This window comes from Citrobacter sp. RHBSTW-00671 (assembly GCF_014103415.1).
In the GTDB taxonomy this organism is placed as follows: domain Bacteria; phylum Pseudomonadota; class Gammaproteobacteria; order Enterobacterales; family Enterobacteriaceae; genus Citrobacter.
Genome location: NZ_JABXPR010000001.1, coordinates 1,124,512 through 1,148,888, shown reverse-complemented (window position 1 = coordinate 1,148,888; position 24,377 = coordinate 1,124,512). Strand labels below are relative to the sequence as shown.

Sequence of the window (24,377 nt, the reverse complement as noted above, 5' to 3'; positions counted from 1 at the left end):
CGCAGGCCGGAAATCTGCGCGCCATCAGGCAGTCAGTCGCCAGATTAATGTGCCTTGCTGGCCATAATCTCAATGATCTGCTTGTCGGTTTCCTGCATTGAACGACACGCCAGCGCACACAAGTTAGCGATAGATTGTTCCACGTTATGCGCCACAATGCCTTCATTCCCCGTCACTGCGGTATCATCCAGCGCCATAAGTACCGCTTTCCAGGCTGCTGACGCACTGGTAGAGACTTTCATTGCACAGCTGTTCGAGGCGCCATCGCAAATCATCCCACTCACATCGCCAATCATGCTGCTAATAGCCATAGCGATAGTGCCGTAACGACCATCCACCACCCATGCCATACCTGCCGCGGCGCCCATTGCTGCGGTCGTTGCCGCACACAGCGCAGACAAACGCGGAAGCTGATGATGGATGTAGATAGCACTCAGGTGAGATAACATCAGCGCACGAGCCAGTTTCTCTTCATCGGCCCCAAAGTGTTCAGCCACCACCATCACCGGAACAGTGGCAGTAATACCCTGATTGCCGGAACCGGAATTACTCATTGCGGGCAACGTCGCCCCGCCCATTCGCGCATCCGATGCCGCGCTGGTACGAATAAGAATGGCGGTTGAGAGATCGTTAGCCAGCAGACCACGTGCGCACTGTTTCTCAAGCGTGGTGCCGATATGCAAGCCCCAGCTACCGCTTAATCCTTCCTGAGACAACGCGCCGTTCAGTTTTGCCGCATCAAGAATAAAGCGAATAGCGTCAAACGGCACAGCATTCACAAATGCCACAATCTCTTCCAGCGACGTGTGGGATAGCACTGCCAGCGGGGATTCCTGCTCATCAGCCTGAACCTGCTCAGGCTGAGTAAACACCACGCCTTTGTTGGTCTCGATATGCACAATGTTGGTATGACCGCCGACAATCGTCACGCACGCCCAACCTTCCGAGCTGTATACCTTAGCGCGGGAAAAGAGGATATCCTCGCAAGGCTCCTGCAGCATCACCGCCACCTTCCCGGCGGTCAGCATCGCTTTGGCATCGGCAATCGCTTGTGGCGACGCGTCTTTCAGTACCTCCAAACCGGCTTGGGCATTTCCCCCCAGCGCACCCAGCGCCGCCGCGACAGGTAACCCGACCATTCCGGTACCCGGTACGGTAACGCCCATGCCGTTTTTCATCAGGTTTGGTGAGACCCACGCATCAATGCGTTCCACCGCGCCGTCCAGCTCAGCAGAAGCGGCGGCCGCCGCCAGAGCCAGAGAGATAGGTTCAGTACAACCCAGCGCAGGTTTCACTTCTTCCTGCACCGCGCGAATAAAACTATCCCATAATGGATTCAATGTAGTCTCAAACATAACAACAACCCTTGCTCAGATAACTCAGGAAAATGCCAGGAACGGAGAAACGCACAACAACAGGCCGGTAACGATAATCAGGTACAGAGAGGCGCCTTTGTATTTGTGCAATGCAGGAACTTTGTAGACCAGCCAGGCCGGGATCAAGCAGCCCACCATGCCGAAGATTGGGCTACAAATAGAGGTGAAGCTCAGTACCGGCGCATTGAGCACAATTGCACTCCAGGCCAGTAAGATAGCGAAGACCATAATGCCGCGTTGAACCAGAGTTTCGTTGATCTTCTCGGCTGGCATTTTGCGGCGCAGCACATTCATCACGATCCCCTGAGTGGCCTCACGAAAGCCTAAGTAAACACCGAAGAAGGCGGTCATCACGGCGAAAATGTTCAGGATAACGCTGACGATTTTCACCCACCCTGCACCATCACCACTGATAAACTGCGCGGCAATCGCCAGAGCGGAAATATTCTGCTCATAGGCTTTAACCGCTTCGTCGTGGCCCATCGCCAGCGTGAAGGACACGGCGTAGAAAAAGACGGTGACAAACAGAATACCGAACGCGATGTTCATGGCACGCAGAGCTTTATGGCGTGCCACTTCAATCGATTTCTCACGAGAGCGGTACGAAATAACCATCGGGCTTAGCGTCTGAATAAACAGAATTGAAGTCAGGGTAAACGGCAGCGTGATAATTGCATTTTTGATCAGCAGCGCCATCGGCGGCAGCGAACCTGCGTTATATAAATGCCACATCCCGACCATCGATACACCGAGCGCCGCGACCACCAGCAGCTTGGTCAGTACCATACCGGTAGAGATTTTAAACAGCAGTTTTTCTCCGCGTGACGAGATGGCAACGAGGATGCAAATCAGCACCAGGCCATAGAACGGGCTGTCAGACAGCAACCCTTCAGTGACGCCAAACGTGTGCAGATAAGAGGCGCTATCGTTAGTGATAGCCGTGGAGTACACGAACATCCAGATAACCAGCATCACAAAATATAATGCGCCTAACAGGATGCCCCAGTTTTTACCCAAATAGCCGCTGATTACGCTCGGGTAGTCTTTGCATTCCGGGGATTCCGCCAGCGTGTTGATAAACAGGCGCTGGAATAAATACATCGCAGGATAGCCGATAATCGAGGAGAGCAAGAAAACCCACAGCCCCATCAGCCCTACCTGGACGGGAAGGAAAACAATCCCCGCACCAATTGCCATACCAATACTCATAATGACCCAGCCCGTGTCCGTGCTGTCGAACTTAATGGCTTCCCGCCATTCACTTTCGGTCATTCCCGCCCGACGCGCAGGCGCTGATGCGTCGAGTATTACGCTACTATTCGTTGCCGTTTCCATAATTTCCCGCTTAATGTGTAGGTAGAGGTTTTTTTTATTTTATCGCACTGCTTCAAGGCGATACGCAGTACGTGAGATGCAGGCAAGCTATTGGAGTAATGAAGAAATCATACGCGCAGGGTTAGAGAAAAACTTCACAAACAATCCCCTGTAATTGCTGATAGTTAAGAAATATTTTCTCTTTTAAACTCACATAAAGAATGTAATTTCTAATTTTGAAGCCGATCACAACAAAAAATGTGCACTAAAGTGCACCTTTTTTATTCTGCTATGTTAATTGATTCATTGCCGGATGGCGGCGCTTGCGCCTTATCCGGCCTACAAAAGCGTGCAAATCGTAATCACGGCCATTAACCTCAGGTACAAACCACTTTAATTGCCAGGCCTCCACGTGAGGTTTCACGGTATTTGTCGTTCATGTCTTTGCCCGTCTCGTACATGGTCTCGATCACTTTATCGAGTGACACGCGTGGCTCGGACGTCCGGCGTAACGCCATTCGCGCGGCGTTGACGGCTTTCACTGCATTGATCGCATTACGTTCAATACACGGAATCTGCACCTGTCCGGCGACCGGATCGCAGGTCAGCCCCAGGTTATGCTCCATCGCAATTTCCGCCGCAATACAAACCTGTGACGGGCTACCGCCAAGCAGTTCTGTCAGCCCGGCTGCCGCCATGGAACAGGCTACGCCAATTTCACCCTGGCAGCCGACTTCGGCACCAGAAATCGAGGCGTTCATCTTATACAGCGCGCCTATCGCCCCGGCAGCCAGCAAATAACGGGCGATGGAGTTGGCATTCACCGGACGGCGGAACTTGTCGTAATAAGCCAGCACGGCAGGGATAATCCCGCATGCGCCATTGGTCGGTGCGGTCACAACCCGACACCCGGCGGCGTTTTCTTCGCTCACGGCCAGCGCGAACATGTTGATCCAGTCAATGACGTTCATCGGATCGCTGGACAAGTTATCACTGGAGACCAGCAGCCGACGCAGTGCCACGGCGCGACGCGGAACATTGAGTGGACCAGGCAGAACGCCTTCGGTGTTCATGCCGCGTTCAATACCAGCGTGCATGACATCCCAGATCGCGGCGAAGCCAGCATCAATCTCTTCTTTGCTGCGCATCGCCAGCTCGTTTTGCATCATCAGACCGGAAACGGAAAGTCCGTTTCGCTCGCACAGTTTCAGCAGTTCGCCAGCGGAATGAAAGTTGTAGGGCACGTGTGCTTCAACGTCATGTGCCTGACCAAACTGCTCCTCTTCAACGATAAAACCACCGCCGACAGAGTAATAGGTTTTGCTTAATAGCGTTTCGGTGCCGTTCCACGCGGTGATACGCATGCCATTTTCATGGCGCGGCAGCGTTTCGCTATGGAAGAGAATATTTTCATCTGGAGAGAAATCGACAACATGTGTACCCTCAGCAACCGGTAAACGTCCGGTACGGGCCACTTCCTGAGTAAAACCAGCGATTGAATCTATATTAACGTTTTGCGGACTGTTACCGGCCAACCCCATCATGATGGCGACATCTGTCGCATGACCTTTTCCGGTCAGGGAAAGTGATCCATAAAGATCGACCACAATATGCGTAGCCTTGGAGAGTTCCCCGCTGCTGACCAACAGATCGATAAAGCTTTTACCTGCGTTCATTGGCCCCACGGTATGGGAGCTGGAAGGTCCAATGCCAATCTTAAAAATATCGAATGCGCTAATCATATCCACACCCTCGGATTGCCGTTCAGTGAAGACCAGGTTTCACACTCATTAAAGGATCGGGGCGATCCGCACGATCGCCCCGCAGGGGATTACACCGTGTCGCCACGTACGGCGATGGCTTCAATCTCCAGCTTTACATCCTTCGGTAAGCGGGCGACCTGCACGCAGCTGCGCGTGGGGTAGATTGCCTTGTGCTCATCAAAGAACTGCTGGTACACCTGGTTAATCGTGGCGAAGTCGTTCAGGTCAGAAACGAAAACGGTCGTCTTTACGATATCGCTTACTTTCAAACCGGCGGACTCGACAATCGCTTTCACGTTTTCCAGACTCTGACGTGCCTGATCGACCACGTTGTCAGCCACTTCACCGGTCTGCGGACACACCGGGATTTGACCTGACGTCAACACCATGCTGCCCAGATCCACACCTTGTACGTAAGGCCCAATCGCCCCTGGCGCGCATTCGGTTGCAATAACTTTTCTCATAGCCCCTCCGGCGTCAGAGCGCCTGGGTGAAAGTACGTGAAATAACATCCTGCTGCTGTTCGCGGGTCAGCGCGTTAAAGCGCACCGCATAGCCAGACACGCGGATCGTCAGGTTCGGATAGTTTTCCGGGTGTTCAATAGCATCCATCAACATTTCACGGTTCATGACGTTAACGTTCAGATGCTGCCCGCCTTCCACATGCGCTTCGTGATGGAAATATCCGTCCAGCAGACCGACCAGGTTGGTTTTACGTACGCTGTCCTCTTTGCCCAGCGCAGCCGGCACAATGGAGAAGGTGTACGAGATACCATCTTTGGCATAGGTAAATGGCAGTTTGGCAACAGACGTTAATGACGCGACAGCCCCTTTACGATCGCGGCCGTGCATCGGGTTCGCCCCTGGCGCGAATGGCGTGCCCGCGCGACGTCCATCCGGCGTATTACCGGTTTTCTGTCCATACACCACGTTGGAGGTGATGGTCAGAATGGACTGCGTCGGCACCGCGTTACGATAGGTTGGCAACACTTTAATTTTCTTCATAAAGCGTTCAACCAGGTCGCAGGCAATGCTGTCTACGCGCTCGTCGTTGTTACCGTATTGCGGATAGTCGCCTTCGATTTCGAAATCGACAGCCAGACCATTTTCATCACGAATTGGTTTCACTCGCGCGTACTTAATCGCTGACAGAGAATCCGCCGCTACGGAGAGGCCCGCCATACCACACGCCATCGTGCGATAGACGTCACGATCGTGCAGCGCCATCAGCGACGCTTCGTAGCTGTACTTGTCGTGCATGTAGTGGATGATATTCAGAGCGCTGATGTACTGCACGGCCAGCCAGTCCATAAAGTGGTCCAGGCTCTCCATCACCGTGTCGTAATCCAGCACATCATCCATCAACGGTGCGGTTTTCGGTCCGACCTGGATTTTCAGTTTCTCATCCACACCGCCGTTGATTGCGTACAGCAACGTTTTGGCGAGGTTGGCACGTGCACCGAAGAACTGCATTTGTTTGCCGATAACCATCGGGCTAACGCAGCAGGCAATGGCATAGTCATCGCTGTCAAAGTCTGCACGCATCAGGTCGTCGTTTTCATACTGCAAAGACGATGTGACGATAGATACCTGGGCGGCATATTTTTTGAAAGCAATCGGTAGCTGCTCAGACCACAGCACCGTCAGGTTCGGCTCAGGTGCCGGTCCCATGGTGTGCAGCGTATGCAGGTAGCGGAACGAGTTTTTCGTCACCAGCGTGCGGCCATCCAGCCCCATCCCACCGATAACTTCGGTCGCCCAAATAGGGTCACCGGAGAACAGGGTGTCGAATTCCGGCGTACGCAGGAAGCGCACCATACGGATCTTCATGATGAAGTGGTCGATCAGTTCCTGCGCCTGCTGCTCGGTTAAGGTACCTGCTTTAAAGTCACGCTCAATGTAGATATCGAGGAACGATGCGGTACGGCCCAGCGACATCGCGCCGCCGTTCTGGGATTTCACCGCAGCCAGGTAAGCAAAGTACACCCACTGTACCGCTTCCTGCGCATTACGCGCCGGGCGGGAGATATCGCAACCATACTTCGCCGCCATTTCCTGCATTTGCAGCAGGGCGCGACGGTGTTCAGACAGTTCTTCACGCAGGCGAATCGTGGCTTCAAGATTCTGGCCCCACTCCAGATTCGACTGGAGATCGGCAAATTGCAGTTCACGTTCACGCACCAGGTAGCGAATACCGTACAGCGCCACGCGGCGGTAGTCGCCGATAATGCGGCCACGACCATAACCATCCGGCAGGCCCGTCAGTACGCCGGATTTACGACAGCGCAGCATATCCGGAGAGTAGGCATCGAACACACCCTGGTTATGGGTTTTACGCAGTTCTGTAAACTGATATTCAAAATCAGCGTCCATCTCACGACCATAAGCATCAAAAGAGCTTTTGATCATATTGATGCCGCCAAACGGATGCAGAGCGCGCTTGAGCGGCTTATCCGTTTGCAGACCGACAATCTTTTCCAGTTCCTGTTCAATATAACCCGCATCGTGTGCGGTAATTGTCGTTGCAATATTGGTATCGAAATCAACCGGCGCATGCGTTGAGTTTTCAATACGAATACCCGCCATAACCTTTTCCCACAGCGCAGTGGTTGCTGGAGTTGCTTCGGCGAGGAAAGATTCATCCCCTTCATAAGGCGTGTAGTTGTGCTGAATAAAATCACGGACATTAATTTCTTCTTTCCAGTCCGTACCTTTAAAGCCATTCCAGGCTTCGGCATACAGCATATCGCTGGTATCGATATTTACCTTCATGAAAAATAATCTCTCTGCTGAAATTTAATTATGCAAATTCTACTGGTGTATTAATTTTGCCTAACGCAATGGCATCACGCGCAATCATTTTCTCTTCATTTGTGGGAATTACCGCACAAATAACACGAGAATCTTTATTAGAGATAATTCTTTCGCCGTGAGAATTTGGCAGACTATTCATCTCGCTGTCGATATTCACACCTAAAACGGCAAGATGCTCAATCACCAGACGACGAATTAATACCGAGTTCTCACCTATTCCACCGGTGAAAATAATCCCATCAAGACGATGCAGTGATGCGGCATGTCCGGCGATATGGCGTGCAATACGATGCACAAACGTTTTAATCGCCAGTTGTGCGCGTTCGTGTCCTTCGTGCCAGGCTTTTTCCAGCGTACGTAAGTCGGACGACAAACCGGAAATACCCAACAGGCCAGATTCCTTATTCACTACGCGCTCAAGGTCGCTCAGCGTCTGGTTGGTTTCGCTGGCAATCCACGCCATCGCGCCAAAATCGACGTCGCCACTGCGTGTGCCCATCATCAGCCCTTCCAGCGGCGTCATACCCATTGAGGTATCAACGCTCTGTCCATTACGTACCGCACAGATAGACGCGCCGTTCCCGAGGTGAGCCACAACCAGGCCAGAATCGTCATGCGGTAGCTCAAGCAGCTCATGCGCACGTTGAGAAACATAACGGTGCGACGTGCCGTGGAAGCCATAACGACGAACACCCAGCTCCTCAAAATATTTCCACGGTAAACCGTACATATACGCTTCAGGCGCCATTGTCTGGTGGAAGCTGGTATCAAATACCGCGACCTGCTGCACGCCTGGGAAAAGGTGCTGAGCGGACTCGATCCCACTCAGGTTCGCATAATTATGTAACGGTGCTAAAGGAGAGACCCGGCGAATATTCTCGATAACTTCGTCAGTAATAATTGCTGATTCGGTAAAGATATTTCCGCCGTGGGCAATACGGTGGCCAATTAGGGCCACGCTGTCCATTAAATTACGGTTCTCCAGTTCAACGGCAATAGCCTTTAATGCATCTTCGTAGCTGTGGTGAGCCAGCTTAGCTGGCTCACCTCCATTAATGGCTATGAACGCATTTTCAGAGTTAATACCGTCTGCAATTCCCGCCATTAAAACTTCACAGTTTGCTGCATCCAGCACTGAGAATTTAATGGAAGATGAACCGCAGTTAATAACCAGTACTACCGGAAACTCATTCATTTCACTACTCCGCTCATCCTGAGCTTATGGATTAAAACAGTTTGTAAACGATGTTCAGGATGGTCAGCAAACCAATCACGGTAACAAACACGTTATCCAGACGGCCACGGTATTTCGCCAGTGACGGCGCTTTACGGATGGCATACATCGGCAGCAGGCAGAGCAGTGAGGCGATAATTGGCGCACCCATCGCTTCAATCAGGTCCAGGATGTTCGGGTTGGCGTAAGCTACAACCCAGGTGGAACCCATGATGAAGATCATGCTGATAGTGTTGAGTTTGCCGGCGGAAACTTTGGTTTTATCGCCTTTGTAACCAAACTTCAGCACCAGACCGTTCAGACCTTCCAGCGTGCCCAGATAGTGACCGAAGAAAGATTTGAAGATAGCAACCAGCGCAATGATAGAAGCACCGTATTCCAGAACGGTGGCGAAGGTGGACTTCGTACCGGACAGTGACGCGAAGTGGTTCGCCAGGTAAGACAGTACTGGAATGTTCTGCGCTTTCGCTTCAGCCATGTTGGCCGGAGAGAGTGTGAACAGGCAGCTAAAGGCGAAGAACATTACCACCGCAACCATCAGCATACTGGCGCGGGAGATGATTTTAGAACATTTCTGCTCGGTAAATTCACGACCAAAATCTTTCTCATACTCTTCACGTTTAGAGACCACGAAGGAAGAAACAATCGGCGAGAAGTTGAAAGAGAACACCATGATGGAAATACCCAGCCACACAGTGACCAGAATACCGTCATGACCCGTCAGCGCGATATTGCTGAGATCAACCTGCTGGATAACCGCAGAGTTCCAGTAAGGAATCAATGACAGAGAGATAAGCACCAGGCTGGTAATAAACGGCCATACCAGGTAGCTCATCACTTTAACCATCAGATCCTTACCAAACCAGATGACGAATGCCATCAGCAGCAGCAGGAACAGGGCGACAAAGCCACGGTTCAGCGCAGGCATCTGTAACTGGTTTTCCCAGAAGGTCATAAAGGTGTTGGTAATGGTGACGCCGTAAATCCACAGCAGCGGACAAATCGCAAAGAAGTAGAGGAACGTGATAACCACGCCGCCCGTTTTACCAAAGTGCTCTTCAACCGTTTCTGTGATGTTGCCGGAAGGATTAGAACCGGAAAGACACAGGCGTGCCAGCGCACGGTGGCAGTAGAAAGCGATGGGGTATGCTAACACCAGCATCAACAGAATGGGGATCAAGCCGCCAAAACCTGCGCGGATAGGGAAGAACAACACCCCGGCGCCGATGGCTGTACCAAATAAACCCAGTGTCCAGGTGGTGTCTGATTTGCGCCAGGACGATTGTTTTGTCTGGCTGGATACAATGCTATCAGTAGTACTCATATCCTATCCTCAACGAAGTATATTAAGCGTCAACTAAACCAGTAATTTGGGATACACGAGAAAGATCGATATTACCGCCAGAAATAATGCTGACTGTTTTTCTGTTCTGGATATAGCTATCTAATTTCCCGCTTAATAATGCTGCGCATGCCAGCGCGCCGGCACCTTCAGTCACAACTTTATTTCGCTGAATTAATGCCACCATGCTGTTGCGAATTTCATCTTCGCTGACCAGGACAATGTCATCTACCAACTCACGAACGATTTCATACGTTAAAGTACCCGGGCGAGAGACGTCACAGCCATCCGCCAGGGTGCCGGTCGTTCGGTGCGTGGTTATTTCTCCAGCGTGGAAAGATGCCGCCATGCCGTGAACGTTTTCAGACTGCACACCAATAATTCTAATTGTTGGGTTGATAGATTTAATTGCTACGGCAACACCCGCAATCAGTCCGCCACCGCCAATTGGCACAATCACGTTATCGACATCGTACAGATCTTCCAGAATTTCCAGACCAATAGTGCCCTGACCAGCAATAACTTTCGGGTCATCATATGGCGGAATAAAGATACGGCCTTCAGTTTCCACAATCTCGCTGACCTTCGCGATGGTGTCGTTGAAGTTGTCGCCGTGCAGCACAACTTCTGCGGAGTAATCGCAAGTTGCCGCCACTTTAGATTTCGGCGCGCCTTTTGGCATCACCACTTTGCCGTCGATACCGAGCATAGCGCAGGAGAGAGAAACGCCCTGTGCATGGTTACCCGCAGAACACGCCACCACACCTTTGCGTCTTTCGGCTTCGGTTAATGAACTGAGCTTATTAAAAGCACCACGGATTTTAAATGAGCCCGTACGCTGCATGTTCTCGAATTTGAGGAAAATCTCCCCTTTGCAACGTTCACTAAAATAGTTAGAGCGAGGCATTCCCGTTTTATAAATTTTCCCCGCCAGTCTTTTTTTCGCTTCGAGGATATCTTCAATTGCAACTGGGAGATCGTATGTAATGTGCATTAGAACCTCTTACTAGGGTATTAAAGTAAATAGATAGCCGTGACCATTGTCAGATATAGACAGATGGCGTTTATTTTGTGTTAAAACAAATTCAATCTTTAATCAATTTCAATTAATTGCCTTCGTCTCCGACAATTATATGATGAATACTCTTTGGCTAATTCCACCAAAATAGATGCTGCTTTTTTAATTCGATAATTTTTCGACCATACGGCGGCATAACGCGCGACGGGTAAGGTTTCTTCTACCGGGATAGTAATAAACTGGTTTGAGCCAAACGGTGTGGTCATATCGCAGGGAATTACTGTTAAGAAATCAGCATTGAGAACAAGATTATAAATCGTAACGACAGAGTCTGTTTTAACGATGTTTTCACTGCTGATGCCATTATTTTGTAACGTGGTGAGAAGTTCGCTGTAGTACCCCATATTCGTTTGTGGCAACACCCACTGTTCGTTTTTCAACGCGCTCAGCGAGGTGATGCCGGTGCATGTTCGGGACTTGCTGGCAACCAGGATGAAGTCTGACTCAAAGAGCGGCTCGACGTGCAGATCGTGCAGTTTCATCTCATCACTTAGCGTACCGATGGCGAAGTCCAGACGCCCGTCACGAATCGCCGGTAAGAAGGAGGAGAGCTGAGCTTCATACATAGAAACCTGCGCTTTCGGGAACACTTCTTTGAATTTTTTAATCATGCCGGACATGATGGTAAAGGCAATCAGTGAAGGAAAGCCAAACGACACATCAACGACCGCGTTGCTGGTCATGCTGTTCATCTCATCAACCATGTTTTTCATTTCGCGGGTAATGGATTCAGACCATGAAAGCATCACCTGACCTGCCTGGGTCAGCGTCACACCGGTATTTTTACGTACGACTAACTCAATGCCAAAATAAGCCTCAACATCGTTAATGATTTTGCTGACAGCGGGTTGAGTTAAACCTAATTCTTTTGCAGCCGAGCCGATAGAACCACTTCTAATGACTTCCTGAAAGACCACTAAATGCTGTGTTTTAGGGAGAGTAATAGTATTCATATCGACCTGCGTTAATTACTTTGTTGACGGCAGGAAGTGTACCAAATTAAGCAATCGAGGATATGTGCGACCACTCACAAATCCCCTTCACTTACATTTTGTAAGATTATTATGAAACAATAAAACACTTTGTAATCAATGAATTACAAAAACATGATCTCACTTTAACCTGACTTTAATCAAAAAAAGATGGGGGGATAACGGAATTTTATGGCAATAACACACCTGTTTTTTTCGCTATTTCCAAAAATCGTGAAAGGCTATATTTCAATCAATTACAGAGCAATTATCCGGCAAAATGATGCTTAAATTTAATAAGCAACTTATCAAATTTAATTATATTTTAATTGTAACCATGAATAAATAACGCCATGCATCACATTTTTTCGCCTTATTTGTTTGTAAAGAAACATTGCATTTATTAATATTTAAATTAAACAATACATAAAATTATCATATGCAACATTACATTAACACTGATTTTGTACGATTTATCAGCAAGTAATTTTGTGATGGCGATCGATTGCGTTCATTTATTCTCGAGAAAAACGTATCGCACAGCGTTTTGTGTTGCTTGTCACAAAACGGGAAATATCCACCAGTACCTTTTGCCAGAAAAAGAAAGTTATCCCCTTCAATAAAGGGAAAGCCACTTCTCATTGCGAGCCGCCGGGTTACATCATTAACGCCATACTTAAATGCGCTGTCACTTCATGAAGGGGGATTTGCACCCAGCAATGGTTTTCTTCATCACAAAAAGTGACCTCATTGTCGCTACCGTCGATAAGCAAAATAAAACGTGCCCCCTGGCGTTGCGCGTTCTTCTGCCGGGTCGATAAGCGTAGCGTGGAGCAATCATTGACAATGCTCAAATGCGGGAAATTACGCCTGAGCCGGCGGCCAAGCAGTATTGCCTGATCCCGTGCCCGTTCCTGGCTGGGTATGATGACAACATCGACATGCTTAGCGTAATCGCTGCTTTTTTTCGTCGCGGTGAGCAACTGCATAATCGGTTCCAGCATAAAAGCGAAGCCACATGCAGAGACAGGATGCCCAATCAGCCGGCTGGCGCTATTGTCGTAACGCCCGCCCCGACACAGTAATTTATTGTGATGCAACGAATCCGCATACCATTCGAAAAGCTGGTCGTTATAGTCATTTACGGGGAAGAGATTTTTATCGTGGGTAAAAGGAATATTCAGTGAAGTCAGTGAGTCGCAAAGATGCGTAAAACGCTGACGGGATTGTAATGACAGGCATGCTTCAAGTTGCGGCGCTTTTTCTGCCAGCCGCAGCATCAAATTATCTTTATCACTCAGTAAACGCTCTGGATGTTGCTCCAGGCAAGCTAACTGCCGGGCATTAAGCAGTGATGCCAGCGGCTGATAGTATTGCTGCAAGTGACGGCGAAATTGAGTGAACTCCTCGACATTGCCTAATGCATTGATTTTGAGTTCGACAAACGGCAACAGCTGTAGTGATTTGAAAAAATCGTACTGTAAGGAAATGAGTTCAATCTCAATGCCAATATCTGGATAGCCAAACGCTTCCACGCCTAATTGGTGAAATTGGCTGATGTTCTGCTGGTTCTGACGGCGGAACATTGCCCCCAGATACCATAATCGTGTGCCGATTTGTAAATTCTGATATTGCGATAGAAGCCGTAGACAGCCCATCGTTCCATCACCACGAAATAACGCCTGATGATTAAGCATTAGCTCATCACTTTCACCGGAAAAAGACCTCGTCGCGTTTTCTTCCAGCCTTTCAAGAAGTGGCATGCGGATCTCCTTGTAGCAATACTGCTGCAATAAATACTCCGCTTTTTTTTCCAGCCACTCCCAGTCCGCGGCGGGGTTCTGGTAATGCTTACGTGGACGACCACTTTTTCGTGGCCGCAGATTTCGCTGATATTTTTCTTCCAGCGACTGAGAGTAAGGCGTCGTTGCCAGTAGGCAGTTTTGCACCAGTGATGACTCAATACGCGTAATGACTGCTGGAACAATCATCCCCAGGCAAAATCGCTGGTAGGCACCTGAACGCTGCGCCGCATTTTCTCCGAGACGCAGGTACTCTTCATGGGGAGTGATCCGCACTTCGGGGGAATCAGCAAAGCTATGATGAGGTGTTTCATCCACGCAATGGCATTCAACGTATTTTTTTGTCAGTAAGAAATAGGCGTTGGGTTCGACGGGGCAGCAGTTGTATCGACTATCCCAAAGCGTTCCGTGGCGTTGGTGACGGTGGTTGAAGTAGTGGGTGTAACCTTTGGCGATATATTGCATAAAACGCCCGAGGCATTCTTTATCAGGAGCGGACAGAAATAAAAATATTTTCTTTGATGAAAGTGAATACGCATGTAATTTTACTGCATAGATACTCATTGCGGTATCGACGCATTGATAAAAATACTGGTAATCCTCTTCACCTTTAAAAATAGTTTCATCATTATGCCCGCACAATTGCACGAGGTGAGGAATTCCATCGATAAATAATCGGTTTTTTCGTGGCATAGGAATAATGTGTAAATAATATTTAAGTTGGCTAAATAGTGTTTTTTATTAGTGCATAAGCCACGTCTGTTAATATATTACGATTTCTAAAGAATCTTACAGGAGCTACCAAAAGACAACAAGATACCCTTTTGATAGCCCAGTTCATTTATTTCTGGTTAAGCTCATCAAGTCGTAATGCAATATCTTGAATCGCTAGTAAATTTTGCTGGTTATTTTGTAAATCCCAAAGACGAATTTGTTGATCAGCATTAATGGTCAGAATAAAACGACAACCACTCTTAAGGGCATTTTGATGCTGTCGTTTAAGTTTGGTACCGCTACAATCAGTGAGGACACGTAAACCAGGCAAGTCTCGACGAAGCGCGCAAGCCAGCACTTGCACCTGTATACCCCCATCCTCCAGCTCACTGGTAATCACAACATCAGGATGGAATTGCCACTGAGGATTCAGGCCGTCATAAACGGTCTGCAGCAGAAGCAACAATCGTTCGATACCTATGGCGAACCCACAGGCAGGCAATTTCTTACCATTAAATAACTCAGCCAGACCATCATAACGACCACCACCGCAGACTGTCCCCTGAGAACCTAAGTCATCGGTAATCCATTCAAAAACAGTGCGTGAATAGTAATCCAACCCGCGCACCAGTCGTGGGTTAATGTGATAGGTTATATCGGCATTGTCGAGCAGAGTCCGCAACGTATTGAAATGCCGCTGTGAATCATCCCCCAAAAAATCCAGTAAACGTGGTGCATTTTCTATCATTTCTTGCATTTCAGGGTTTTTACTATCGAGGATTCGCAGAGGGTTTACGTCCAGGCGCTTGATGCTGTCTTCGTCCAACACGTCTCTATGCTGAGTAAACCAACTCACCAGTTCCCTACGATGTGCCTGGCGTTCTTCCGGCGTCCCTAATGAGTTAATTTCCAGCCGGACGTTCTGTGATATGCCTAAATCTTCAAATAGATCGCGCACCATAAAGATCAGTTCAGCATCAACATCGGCACCGGACATTCCGAAGGCTTCGACGCCAAACTGCGTGAACTGGCGTAACCGCCCTTTTTGCGGACGCTCGTAACGAAACATCGGCCCCTGATACCACAAACGCTGTGACTTGTTGTAACACATGTTATTTTCCAGGACCGCCCGCATACATCCGCTGGTTCCTTCCGGACGCAAGGTAATATGCTCGCCGCTTTTATCGGTAAAGTCGTACATTTCTTTTGAGACGATATCGGTCGCTTCACCCACCGCACGTTCAAAGAGCGCAACGGGTTCCAGGAGCGGCAGACGCATTTCCTGGTATCCATAACGAAACGCCATTTGATGAAATTTACGCTCCAGCCACTGCCACATTGGTGTTTCGTCAGGCAGCACATCGCGCATACCTCGTATGGCCTGAATTTTGCTCATGACAACTCCTTGCTTAATAAAGAAAAAGATTGTTCAGTTAAATTGTGCTGCGGGACACTCTTGTTCAGACGATGGCGCCGGGCAACATAAAGAAGGTAAAGAGGGATGGTGATCATCTGTAAAATAATTCCCCATACCACGGTGGAGGCACTCTCTGTCATTAACGCCAGCGCAATAAAGCTCAACGCAACCAGACTGAGGCAGCAATAAGTCCAGAAACTGGCATCACCTCCCCGGCGATGAACAACCATCATGACCGGCAGTGAGACTGCAGCAAATGCATAGGGGAGTAAGCTGGCAGAGATGGCCAATGTAATCACGCTCTGGAACTGGTTCTGCAGATTTGGCGACAATGTGAATAGCAGGAGTGCAGTCATCAGCGCTGCAGTAAAAACCAACCCACACCAGGGAACACCATGGCGGTTAGTACGGGCAAAAAAAGCAGGGAGCAAATTATCTTCCGCCGCAGCCCTGGGGACTTCCGTTTGCAGGATTTGCCAACCAGGCATCGCACCGAGGCAAGCGATAACAACCATGGCTGAAATAATCGCCCCAGCCGTACTGCCCCACATTGCTTTTGCACTGTCGGCAAAAGGTGAGGAAGAGTTCATCAGCACATCATGGGGGAGCAGCCCCATCATGACATTGGTTGAACTGGCATAACATAACCCAGCGATCCCCAAACCTAACAAGGTGGCCAGAGGTATAGTGCGGCGTGGGTTTTTCACTTGGCTAAACGAGACAGATGCAGACTCAATCCCCAGAAAACCCCATAATGAAATGGTTGCCGCGTTAATGATTGCCTGATGATCACTGACGCCACTCAGATTCCAGGCAGCCTGATAACGAGCAACGTCAAAATGCCCCCAGCCCATGACGCCGATGCTGAGGATCACCAGCACCATGCAACTGCCCGTGAACATTTGCATATAGCCAACCCGTTTTGCGCCACGTAATCCCCAAAGAACAGAGCACCAAAGCAGCACAATGCATGCCGTCGTGCCATAAAGTGGGTTGTGTAATACCGGGAAGAAGAAAGAGAGATATCCCACGCCGGCTAACAGCAGCGCGCAGTTGCCAATCCACGTTGACAACCAATAGAACAATGTCATTTGTAGGCCGATAAAGGGGCCAAAACTGGCAGTAATACTGGCTATGATGCCGCCATTGCGCGGAAATAACTCACTCATTTTGCAGAAAATGAGTGCCAGGGCAGCAATCGCTAAAAACGCGAGTCCCCATCCCCAGACAGAGATTGAACCTATTCTCGCAAGCGTGGCAGGCAGCATAAACACACCGCTACCCATCATATTTGATGCTGTCATCATGGTCAGCGCAAGCAGGCCCATTTGGTTTGTCTTCGCGCAACATTTATCCATGCCAGTCCTCATTTAATAGATCATGGTGAGATGAACGGGACTTCTCCCGCGCATGTTCAGGGCCAAAGTTTGTCGTTACAACCCATCGGTAAAGCGGTAATCTCGTTGCAGGCTCTGTAAGAACAGAGCCTGACAGACGCAACCGATAATGATTGGTCTCGGCATCGGTTGCGGCGCTCCTGAGGGCAGTGATGATTATCACTGCCCTTTCTTCATGCCGCCTGTTGGTTCAGGTCGGCAATGACATCGTCAATCAGCTCATCAATCTTGCTGGAGTCAAGGTGGTGGGCAGTGGTAATCAGGTGAGCGATGTCACCGGAGGTGGCCAAACAGTGCTTCTTCCAGACGGCTTCTGACGGGCAAGGGAAAACCACGGTAATTGAGTTTTTATTGCGCCAGGCATCAATACCCGCAGCCTGTAAGCGATCGACTGCGTACTGCGCCATATTCAGGCTATGTTCAATGCGGCGTTGCCAGTCGCTCCAGGAATGGCTGCGAATCGCTTCCCACATCATTAGCGGTGTGTGGCCGTTACGAGAACCAGAAATGGTTTTATCGTGTGCAGAGATGTAATCAATTTCGACAGAAATCCGGTCAACGTTTTTCCTTTTCGCTACCACAATGCCGCAGGGAATAGGCGAGCCAATCATTTTGTGGCCGGAAACGCCAATAGAATCAATACCATCAGCGAAGTTAAAAGGTTGCGGATCGTTCACAAACGGCAAAATCATACCGCTCAGCGCAGCATCAGCGTGTAGATAATAATCGTCACGTTTGATACCCAATTGACCAATCCGTTGTTGGATCTCAGCAATATTATCAATAGCGCCACGAACGGTTGTGCCGATATTTGCAAAAATAATCGGATGTTCTTCGTTGTCGCGTTGAATTTTACGAATCAAGTCATCATAGTCCATCTCGCCATTCGGTTGTGATTCCACCAGACTTGATTTAATGCGCAACAACTTAACAATTTTCGCAACGGAATAATGAGTATCTTTCGAGTAATAAAGCGTACCTTCTGGAAACAGTTCACGCCCCAAATAGCAGCCAAACATATTACCTTCCGTTCCCCCATTGGTAACGTAGCCCCAGCTTTCCTCAAATGGGATTTTAAAAATACTGGCGAAATACTCCATTACCTCTTTTTCAAAATCAAACGAGTTCAGCAAATAATTACAATACTCTCCCCAGTCGCCACAATTGTTTATAGAGAAACGCATAAACCGTTCCAGTATCGTGTAATCGAAGTCGGCTGACTCCGGGTAACCTATATTAAAATACTGATTTTTTACGCAATATGACCAAAAAGCATCGAGCTTATTCTGATCGACAATAGATAATGTCATTTTAAACTCCCATGGATGAAACTAATACAGTTGGATACGTTTAGATACGTTTATCTAAATAAAGAATATCCTGACCTTTCTTGCTGCGCCCGGCAGCAACAAAAGAGAATAATGGAATGGTTACCATCATCATCAAGATGCCCCAGAATATGGAGTCGCTGCCAGAACCAAGCAAAGCAAAAATGCAGTAAATCATGCCAATAACAACCAACGTGCAGTAAAACATAAACGTTCTTCCACGATTGGCTTTCTTTGAAACAAGGATAATTGGAAGCGAAATCAGGGCGTACATATATGGCAGAAGTGAAGCAAATACCGACATTAAGATTACAGCCTGGAATTGTTTCGCCAGATTCGGAGAGGCCGTCAGAAGCAAGACAATACTCATTAATACACCGGTAAAAATGAGGCTTTTCATCGGGACATCTTGCTTGTTGGTTTCTTCAAAGAATTTCGGGAAAAGTCCTTGTTGAGCACCTGCGCGCGGGCCTTCTGACTGAAGTATCAGCCAACCTGAAATGGAACCAAAGCAGGCAATGATGCTCAGTGCGGAAGCAATGTTCCCTGCCGTATTACCGAACATATAGCGTGCGGCATCAGCAAAAGGTGCTGCTGAATCGACCAGAACGTTATGTGGTACTAACCCCATAATAACGGTGCAGCTACCGACATAGCATACGGAAGCGATTAATAACCCCATAACGGTAGCCCGAGGAACCGTACGTTCAGGATCTTCGACCTGACCGGTAGAAACGACTGCAGATTCAATACCAAGGAAGCCCCATAGCGCAATCGACGCAGCAGAAATTATTGCTGAGGAATCACTATGACCCGTTCCATTATAAACTTCAGTATAGAGCGATGGGTTAAACCAGAACCACCCAATAAATCCTACGCCTAATATTACGATTAACCCGCAGGTTGCGGTAAAGGATTGTGCCCGCCCCGCAACTTTGGCACCAAAACTAGCAAGGAAAACAAATGCCCACAGAATAATAATTGCGGCAATACAACCGTAAGTTGGATTTTTAAGCTCTGGGAAAAAGAAACTGAGATAGCCGACACCTGCGACCAATAGTGCAACGTTACCTACCCATGCGCTGATCCAATAGCACATTGTTGTCTGAAACCCAATGAATGGGCCAAAGGCATCACTGGCATAAGCCACGATACCGCCGGTACGAGGTGTAATTAAACTGGTTTTAGCGAAAACTAATGCAAGTGCAATAACGCCGATGATGGTAAATACCCATCCCCATATTGAGATGGAGCCTATTCCTGCGAGATTAGTTGGCAACATAAATACGCCAGACCCCATCATATTTGATGCGGTCACTAACGTTAGGGCAATGACTCCCATTTTATGAGCAGAGCCTGAGCTTACTGTTCCCATAATGGTTTCCTATTAATTTAAAATTTTGCAATAAGTGGAAATTCGTACTGAATTCGTGGGCCATTGTTATGAATAGAAATGTCCATTATTGTGACAACAATCAAAAATAATAATTAATCAATTTTTTTTGAGCGGTTTTTTTGCTCACTTTTTAACCATTTTATCGGTAATTGACTCTGTCCCCTTTTATTCGACCTGAATAAAACAAAGGCGACACTAAAATAATCAGGAAAAAAATCACGACGATCGTTTATTAATAATGTACTTTTTTGTTGATGGTGTTGTTTCAATGTTAACAATTATGAGTAATTTAAAGACACCTAGTTATCACGCCAAAAACGGGCATTTCTGATATGGATAAAGTAGAAGGGTGTGATTCAAAAGAGGGAACATAATTTATGTTACAACAGATAGAACGATGACTTCCTGCGGGCTACGCCTCACAAAGCAAAAACCCCGCCGAAGCGGGGTTTTATAAAGAGCGAAGCTGACCGATAAGGCGCGTTATTTTGAGTATAGCGTCGTGGACAGTCATTCATTTAGCCTGCCCAGAAAGCAAAAACCCCGCCGAAGCGGGGTTCTGTAAAGAGTGAAGCTGACCGATAAGCCGCGTTATTTTGAGCATAGCGTCGTGGACAGTCATTCATTTAGCCTGCCCAAAAAGCAAAAACCCCGCCGAAGCGGGGTTCTGTAAAGAGCGAAGCTGACCGATAAGCCGCGTTATTTTGAGTATAGCGTCGTGGACAGTCATTCATTTAGCCTGCCCAAAAAGCAAAAACCCCGCCGAAGCGGGGTTCTATAAAGAGTGAAGCTGACCGATAAGCCGCGTTATTTTAAGCATAGCGTCGTGGACAGTCATTCATTTAGCCTGCCCAAAAAGCAAAAACCCCGCCGAAGCGGGGTTTTATAAAGAGTGAAGCTGACCGATAAGCCCCGTTATTTTGAGCATAGCGTCGTGGACAGTCATTCATTTAGCCTGCCCAGAAAGCAAAAACCCCGCCGAAGCGGGGTTTTATAAAGAGTGAAGCTGACCGATAAGCCGCGTTATTTTGAGCATAGCGTCGTGGACAGTCATTCATTTAGCCTGCCCAGAAAGCAAAAACCCCGCCGAAGCGGGGTTTTATAAAGAGTGAAGCTGACCGATAAGCCGGGTTCTGTCGTGGACAGTCATTCATCTAGGCCAGCAATCGCTCACTGGCTCAAGCAGCCTACCCGGGTTCAGTACGGGCCGTACCTTGTGAACCCCTATTTGGCCTTGCTCCGGGTGGAGTTTACCGTGCCACGGACTGTTACCAGCCGCGCGGTGCGCTCTTACCGCACCCTTTCACCCTTACCTGATCCCACTTGCGTGGGCCATCGGCGGTTTGCTCTCTGTTGCACTGGTCGTGGGTTTCCCCCCCAGGCGTTACCTGGCACCCTGCCCTATGGAGCCCGGACTTTCCTCCCCTCCGCCCGTCTCCCCCGAAGAGGACGACGACGAAGCGGCGACTGTCTGGTCAGCTTCGGCGCGCAGTATAGAGGGTTCGTGCGCCTTTGTCACCCTGCACTACGCATTCCGATTGCCAGCGTGGCAGCGATATTCCTTGAAGCGCGGTAAATATTATCCGATGCCCCGCGGAAAGCGTCCTCCAGCGTGCCAATCCGGGTTAATACGCTAAACACCGCATCAATGCCATATTGATGTACCACGTCCACATCGCGTGTCAGGCTACCGGCAATACCAATTACGGGTTTATGGTACTTCTTCGCCACATTTGCCACACCAATCGGCACTTTGCCATGCACACTCTGGCTGTCGATGCGTCCCTCACCGGTGACCACCAGCGTACAATCGTGAATATGTTCTTCCAGATTGAGCGCCTGAGTCACAATCTCGATACCACTGCGTAGCTCCGCGCCTAAAAAAGCCATTAACGCGGCCCCCATACCACCAGCAGCTCCTGCGCCAGGCACGTCTTTCACATCCACCCTGAGCGATTTTTTAATGATATCGGCATAGTGGGAAAGGTTGCGGTCCAGCTCGACAATGTGTTCCTCAGTCGCCCCTTTCTGCGGGCCAAAGATGCGGGATGCGCCAGTATCGCCCGTCAGAGGATTTGTCACATCACAGGCAACGCGGATTGAACAGGTCTTTAAGCGCGGATCCAGCCCCGAAACATCGATGGTATTGAGGCAAACCAGGCTACCGCCGCCGTAACCGATTTCAGTACCGTTAGCATCACAGAGTTTTGCCCCCAGCGCCTGCACCATACCCGCGCCGCCGTCGTTGGTCGCACTGCCGCCAATGCCAATAATAATGCTCTGCGCACCGCTATCCAGCGCCTGCAAAATCAACTCCCCGGTGCCACGCGACGTGGTGACTAACGGATTACGCTTTTCAGGAGGAACCAGCGCCAGACCGCTGGCTGCCGCCATTTCGATAAACGCGGTTTTACCCTCTCCGGACATGCCCCAGCAGGCATTCACTTTTTCACCCAGCGGCCCCGTCACCCACGCTGAATGTTCACTCCCTTGCGTCGCGGCAATCATGGCTTCGACCGTTCCTTCACCGCCATCGGCAACCGGAACAGAAACATATTGCGCATAGGGGAAAACTTCCCGAAATCCTTTTTCTATTGCCTGAGCTACCTCGGAGGCAGACAGACTTTCTTTATAAGAGTCTGGGGCAATTACGATTTTCATAGTTATGTAGCCTGACTGTGCCGCGCAAGGCAAGAAATACAGGGCGCGCATCCGCGCCCTTCTTGTTAGCGAGTGACTTCCACTTTCGCCAGTTTTTCGTAGTAGCATGCCAACGCACTGTGGTCAGCCGTTCCCAGCCCGTCAGCGCGCAGTGCCTGCATCATCTCCATTACCGCTGCGGTCAGCGGCAGCTGTGCCCCCACGCCGTGTGAAGTATCCAGCGCATTCGCCAGATCTTTGATGTGCAGGTCGATACGAAAACCGGGTTTAAAGTTACGATCCATCACCATCGGCGCTTTGGCATCCAGCACGGTGCTACCAGCCAGTCCGCCGCGAATAGCCTGATACACCAGATCCGGGTTCACGCCCGCTTTGGTCGCCAGCGTCAGTGCTTCAGACATTGCCGCAATGTTCAACGCCACAATAACCTGGTTCGCCAGCTTGGTGACGTTACCCGCGCCAATTTCGCCGGTATGCACGACGGAGCCCGCCATCGCCTTCAGCAGATCGTAGTACTTGTCGAAAATCGCTTTATCGCCGCCAACCATCACCGACAACGTGCCATCAATGGCTTTCGGTTCGCCGCCACTGACCGGTGCATCCAACATATCCACGCCTTTCGCTTTCAGAGCGTCGCTGATTTCTCGGCTGGCTAATGGTGCGATGGAACTCATATCGATCAGTACGGTGCCCGGTTTCGCCCCTTCAATGATGCCACCTTCACCCAGCGCGACCTCTTTCACATGCGGGGAGTTCGGCAGCATGGTAATAATCACGTCGCACTGTTCAGCAATGGCTTTCGCCGTCGTCGCGGTTTCTGCGCCTGCGGCGATGACTTCCGCAATCGCTTGTGGGTTACGGTCAGCAACCACCAGCGAGTAACCTGCCTTGAGGAGGTTTTTACTCATTGGTTTACCCATAATACCGAGGCCAATAAAACCAACTTTCATTGTCATATCTCTATCTCTCTCTACTGTCGATGGTGGTTATTTTTTAAAGGAGTCAGCCAGCTTCTGTGTGGCCGAGCGGAATACGCCAAGATCGCTGCCCACAGCAACAAACGTTGCGCCCCATTCCAGATAACGACGGGCATCCGCCTCTACCGGGGCCAGAATGCCGCTGGGTTTGCCGTGCGCCTTTGCGCGGGCAAAGATGTGCTGGATTGCGTTCTGTACGTCAGGGTGGGAAGCATTGCCGAGATGACCTAATGCCGCAGCCAGATCGCTCGGGCCAACAAAAATACCGTCTACGCCGTCGGTCGCCGCGATGGCATCAACGTTATCAACACCCTGCTGGCTTTCGATCTGCACGATGATGGTGATGTTCTTATTCGACTGAGCAAAGTAGTCCGGCACCGTGCCGAACATATTGGCGCGGTGGGAAACGGACACGCCGCGAATCCCTTCTGGCGGATAACGGGTAGATGCTACGGCGTTTACCGCCTCTTCTTCGGTCTCAACAAACGGGATCAGGAAGTTATAAAACCCAATATCCAACAGACGCTTGATAATGACCGGCTCATTAGTCGGAACACGCACAACCGGTGCGCTGATGCTACCTTTCAGTGCCATCAGTTGCGGGATAAACGTCGAGATATCGTTCGGTGCATGCTCACCATCCAGCACCAGCCAGTCAAAGCCTGCCAGGCCTAATACCTCGGTACTGATTGGATTGGCCAGCGCGGACCAGCAGCCAATCTGCACCTGATGCGCCGCGAGGGCCGCTTTAAATTTGTTCGGGAATATCGTGTTATTCATCGCCTATACCTTT

17 protein-coding genes and 1 other RNA gene are annotated in these 24,377 nt (G+C 49.5%); all 18 read right to left on the bottom strand.

From position 1 onward, the window contains the following. Nucleotides 1–44 precede the first annotated feature (44 nt). Nucleotides 45–1,355: an L-cysteine desulfidase family protein gene (locus HV261_RS05560; protein WP_202037677.1), complete on the bottom strand. Its 1,311-nt coding sequence runs from the start codon at nucleotides 1,353–1,355 to the stop codon at nucleotides 45–47. 24 nt (nucleotides 1,356–1,379) lie between these two features. Further along, the gene (locus HV261_RS05555; RefSeq protein WP_040230536.1) at nucleotides 1,380–2,711 is read right to left on the bottom strand and encodes an SLC5/6 family protein; all 1,332 of its coding nucleotides are present in this window, start codon (nucleotides 2,709–2,711) and stop codon (nucleotides 1,380–1,382) included. A 356-nt stretch (nucleotides 2,712–3,067) separates the two neighbouring features. Further along, nucleotides 3,068–4,432 (bottom strand): L-serine ammonia-lyase, encoded by a 1,365-nt coding sequence (tdcG, locus tag HV261_RS05550; protein WP_202037676.1) that lies wholly within the window; start codon nucleotides 4,430–4,432, stop codon nucleotides 3,068–3,070. Nucleotides 4,433–4,521: 89 nt separating this feature from the next. Then, on the bottom strand, nucleotides 4,522–4,917 hold the full coding sequence (locus HV261_RS05545) for an enamine/imine deaminase (RefSeq protein ID WP_202037675.1): 396 nt from the start codon (nucleotides 4,915–4,917) through the stop codon (nucleotides 4,522–4,524). 13 nt (nucleotides 4,918–4,930) lie between these two features. Next, complete coding sequence (gene pflB / locus HV261_RS05540; protein WP_202037674.1) at nucleotides 4,931–7,225, bottom strand: formate C-acetyltransferase; 2,295 nt, start codon at nucleotides 7,223–7,225, stop codon at nucleotides 4,931–4,933. A 28-nt stretch (nucleotides 7,226–7,253) separates the two neighbouring features. Further along, a complete protein-coding gene (tdcD, locus tag HV261_RS05535) occupies nucleotides 7,254–8,462 on the bottom strand; it encodes a propionate kinase (protein ID WP_202037673.1) in 1,209 nt (402 codons plus the stop codon). A gap of 31 nt (nucleotides 8,463–8,493) precedes the next feature. Then, on the bottom strand, nucleotides 8,494–9,825 hold the full coding sequence (gene tdcC, locus HV261_RS05530; RefSeq protein ID WP_202037672.1) for a threonine/serine transporter TdcC: 1,332 nt from the start codon (nucleotides 9,823–9,825) through the stop codon (nucleotides 8,494–8,496). Nucleotides 9,826–9,847: 22 nt separating this feature from the next. Continuing rightward, nucleotides 9,848–10,837: a bifunctional threonine ammonia-lyase/L-serine ammonia-lyase TdcB gene (tdcB, locus tag HV261_RS05525; protein WP_202037671.1), complete on the bottom strand. Its 990-nt coding sequence runs from the start codon at nucleotides 10,835–10,837 to the stop codon at nucleotides 9,848–9,850. 98 nt (nucleotides 10,838–10,935) lie between these two features. Next, complete coding sequence (gene tdcA, locus HV261_RS05520; RefSeq protein ID WP_003828596.1) at nucleotides 10,936–11,874, bottom strand: transcriptional regulator TdcA; 939 nt, start codon at nucleotides 11,872–11,874, stop codon at nucleotides 10,936–10,938. Between the two features lie 674 nt (nucleotides 11,875–12,548). Then, complete coding sequence (locus HV261_RS05515) at nucleotides 12,549–14,387, bottom strand: ATP phosphoribosyltransferase regulatory subunit (protein WP_202037670.1); 1,839 nt, start codon at nucleotides 14,385–14,387, stop codon at nucleotides 12,549–12,551. Between the two features lie 148 nt (nucleotides 14,388–14,535). Continuing rightward, a complete protein-coding gene (hisS, locus tag HV261_RS05510) occupies nucleotides 14,536–15,804 on the bottom strand; it encodes a histidine--tRNA ligase (RefSeq protein WP_202037669.1) in 1,269 nt (422 codons plus the stop codon). Continuing rightward, the gene (locus HV261_RS05505; RefSeq protein ID WP_249357544.1) at nucleotides 15,801–17,183 is read right to left on the bottom strand and encodes an amino acid permease; all 1,383 of its coding nucleotides are present in this window, start codon (nucleotides 17,181–17,183) and stop codon (nucleotides 15,801–15,803) included. The genes hisS and HV261_RS05505 overlap by 4 nt, the downstream gene beginning before the upstream one ends. Before the next feature lie 212 nt (nucleotides 17,184–17,395). Further along, nucleotides 17,396–18,532: a histidine decarboxylase gene (locus tag HV261_RS05500; RefSeq protein WP_048213363.1), complete on the bottom strand. Its 1,137-nt coding sequence runs from the start codon at nucleotides 18,530–18,532 to the stop codon at nucleotides 17,396–17,398. A gap of 40 nt (nucleotides 18,533–18,572) precedes the next feature. After that, nucleotides 18,573–19,925 carry a histidine-histamine antiporter gene (hdcC, locus tag HV261_RS05495; protein ID WP_202037668.1) on the bottom strand — a complete coding sequence of 451 codons (1,353 nt, stop codon included), beginning with the start codon at nucleotides 19,923–19,925 and terminating at the stop codon, nucleotides 18,573–18,575. Between the two features lie 1,127 nt (nucleotides 19,926–21,052). Continuing rightward, nucleotides 21,053–21,429: RNase P RNA component class A (rnpB, locus tag HV261_RS05490), an RNA gene on the bottom strand. A gap of 32 nt (nucleotides 21,430–21,461) precedes the next feature. Continuing rightward, nucleotides 21,462–22,607, bottom strand: coding sequence for a glycerate 2-kinase (gene garK / locus HV261_RS05485; RefSeq protein WP_202037667.1), 1,146 nt, complete (start codon nucleotides 22,605–22,607; stop codon nucleotides 21,462–21,464). A gap of 65 nt (nucleotides 22,608–22,672) precedes the next feature. Then, a complete protein-coding gene (gene garR / locus HV261_RS05480; protein ID WP_202037666.1) occupies nucleotides 22,673–23,563 on the bottom strand; it encodes a 2-hydroxy-3-oxopropionate reductase in 891 nt (296 codons plus the stop codon). A gap of 30 nt (nucleotides 23,564–23,593) precedes the next feature. Then, on the bottom strand, nucleotides 23,594–24,364 hold the full coding sequence (garL, locus tag HV261_RS05475; protein ID WP_202037665.1) for a 2-dehydro-3-deoxyglucarate aldolase: 771 nt from the start codon (nucleotides 24,362–24,364) through the stop codon (nucleotides 23,594–23,596). Between the last annotated feature and the right edge of the window lie 13 nt (nucleotides 24,365–24,377).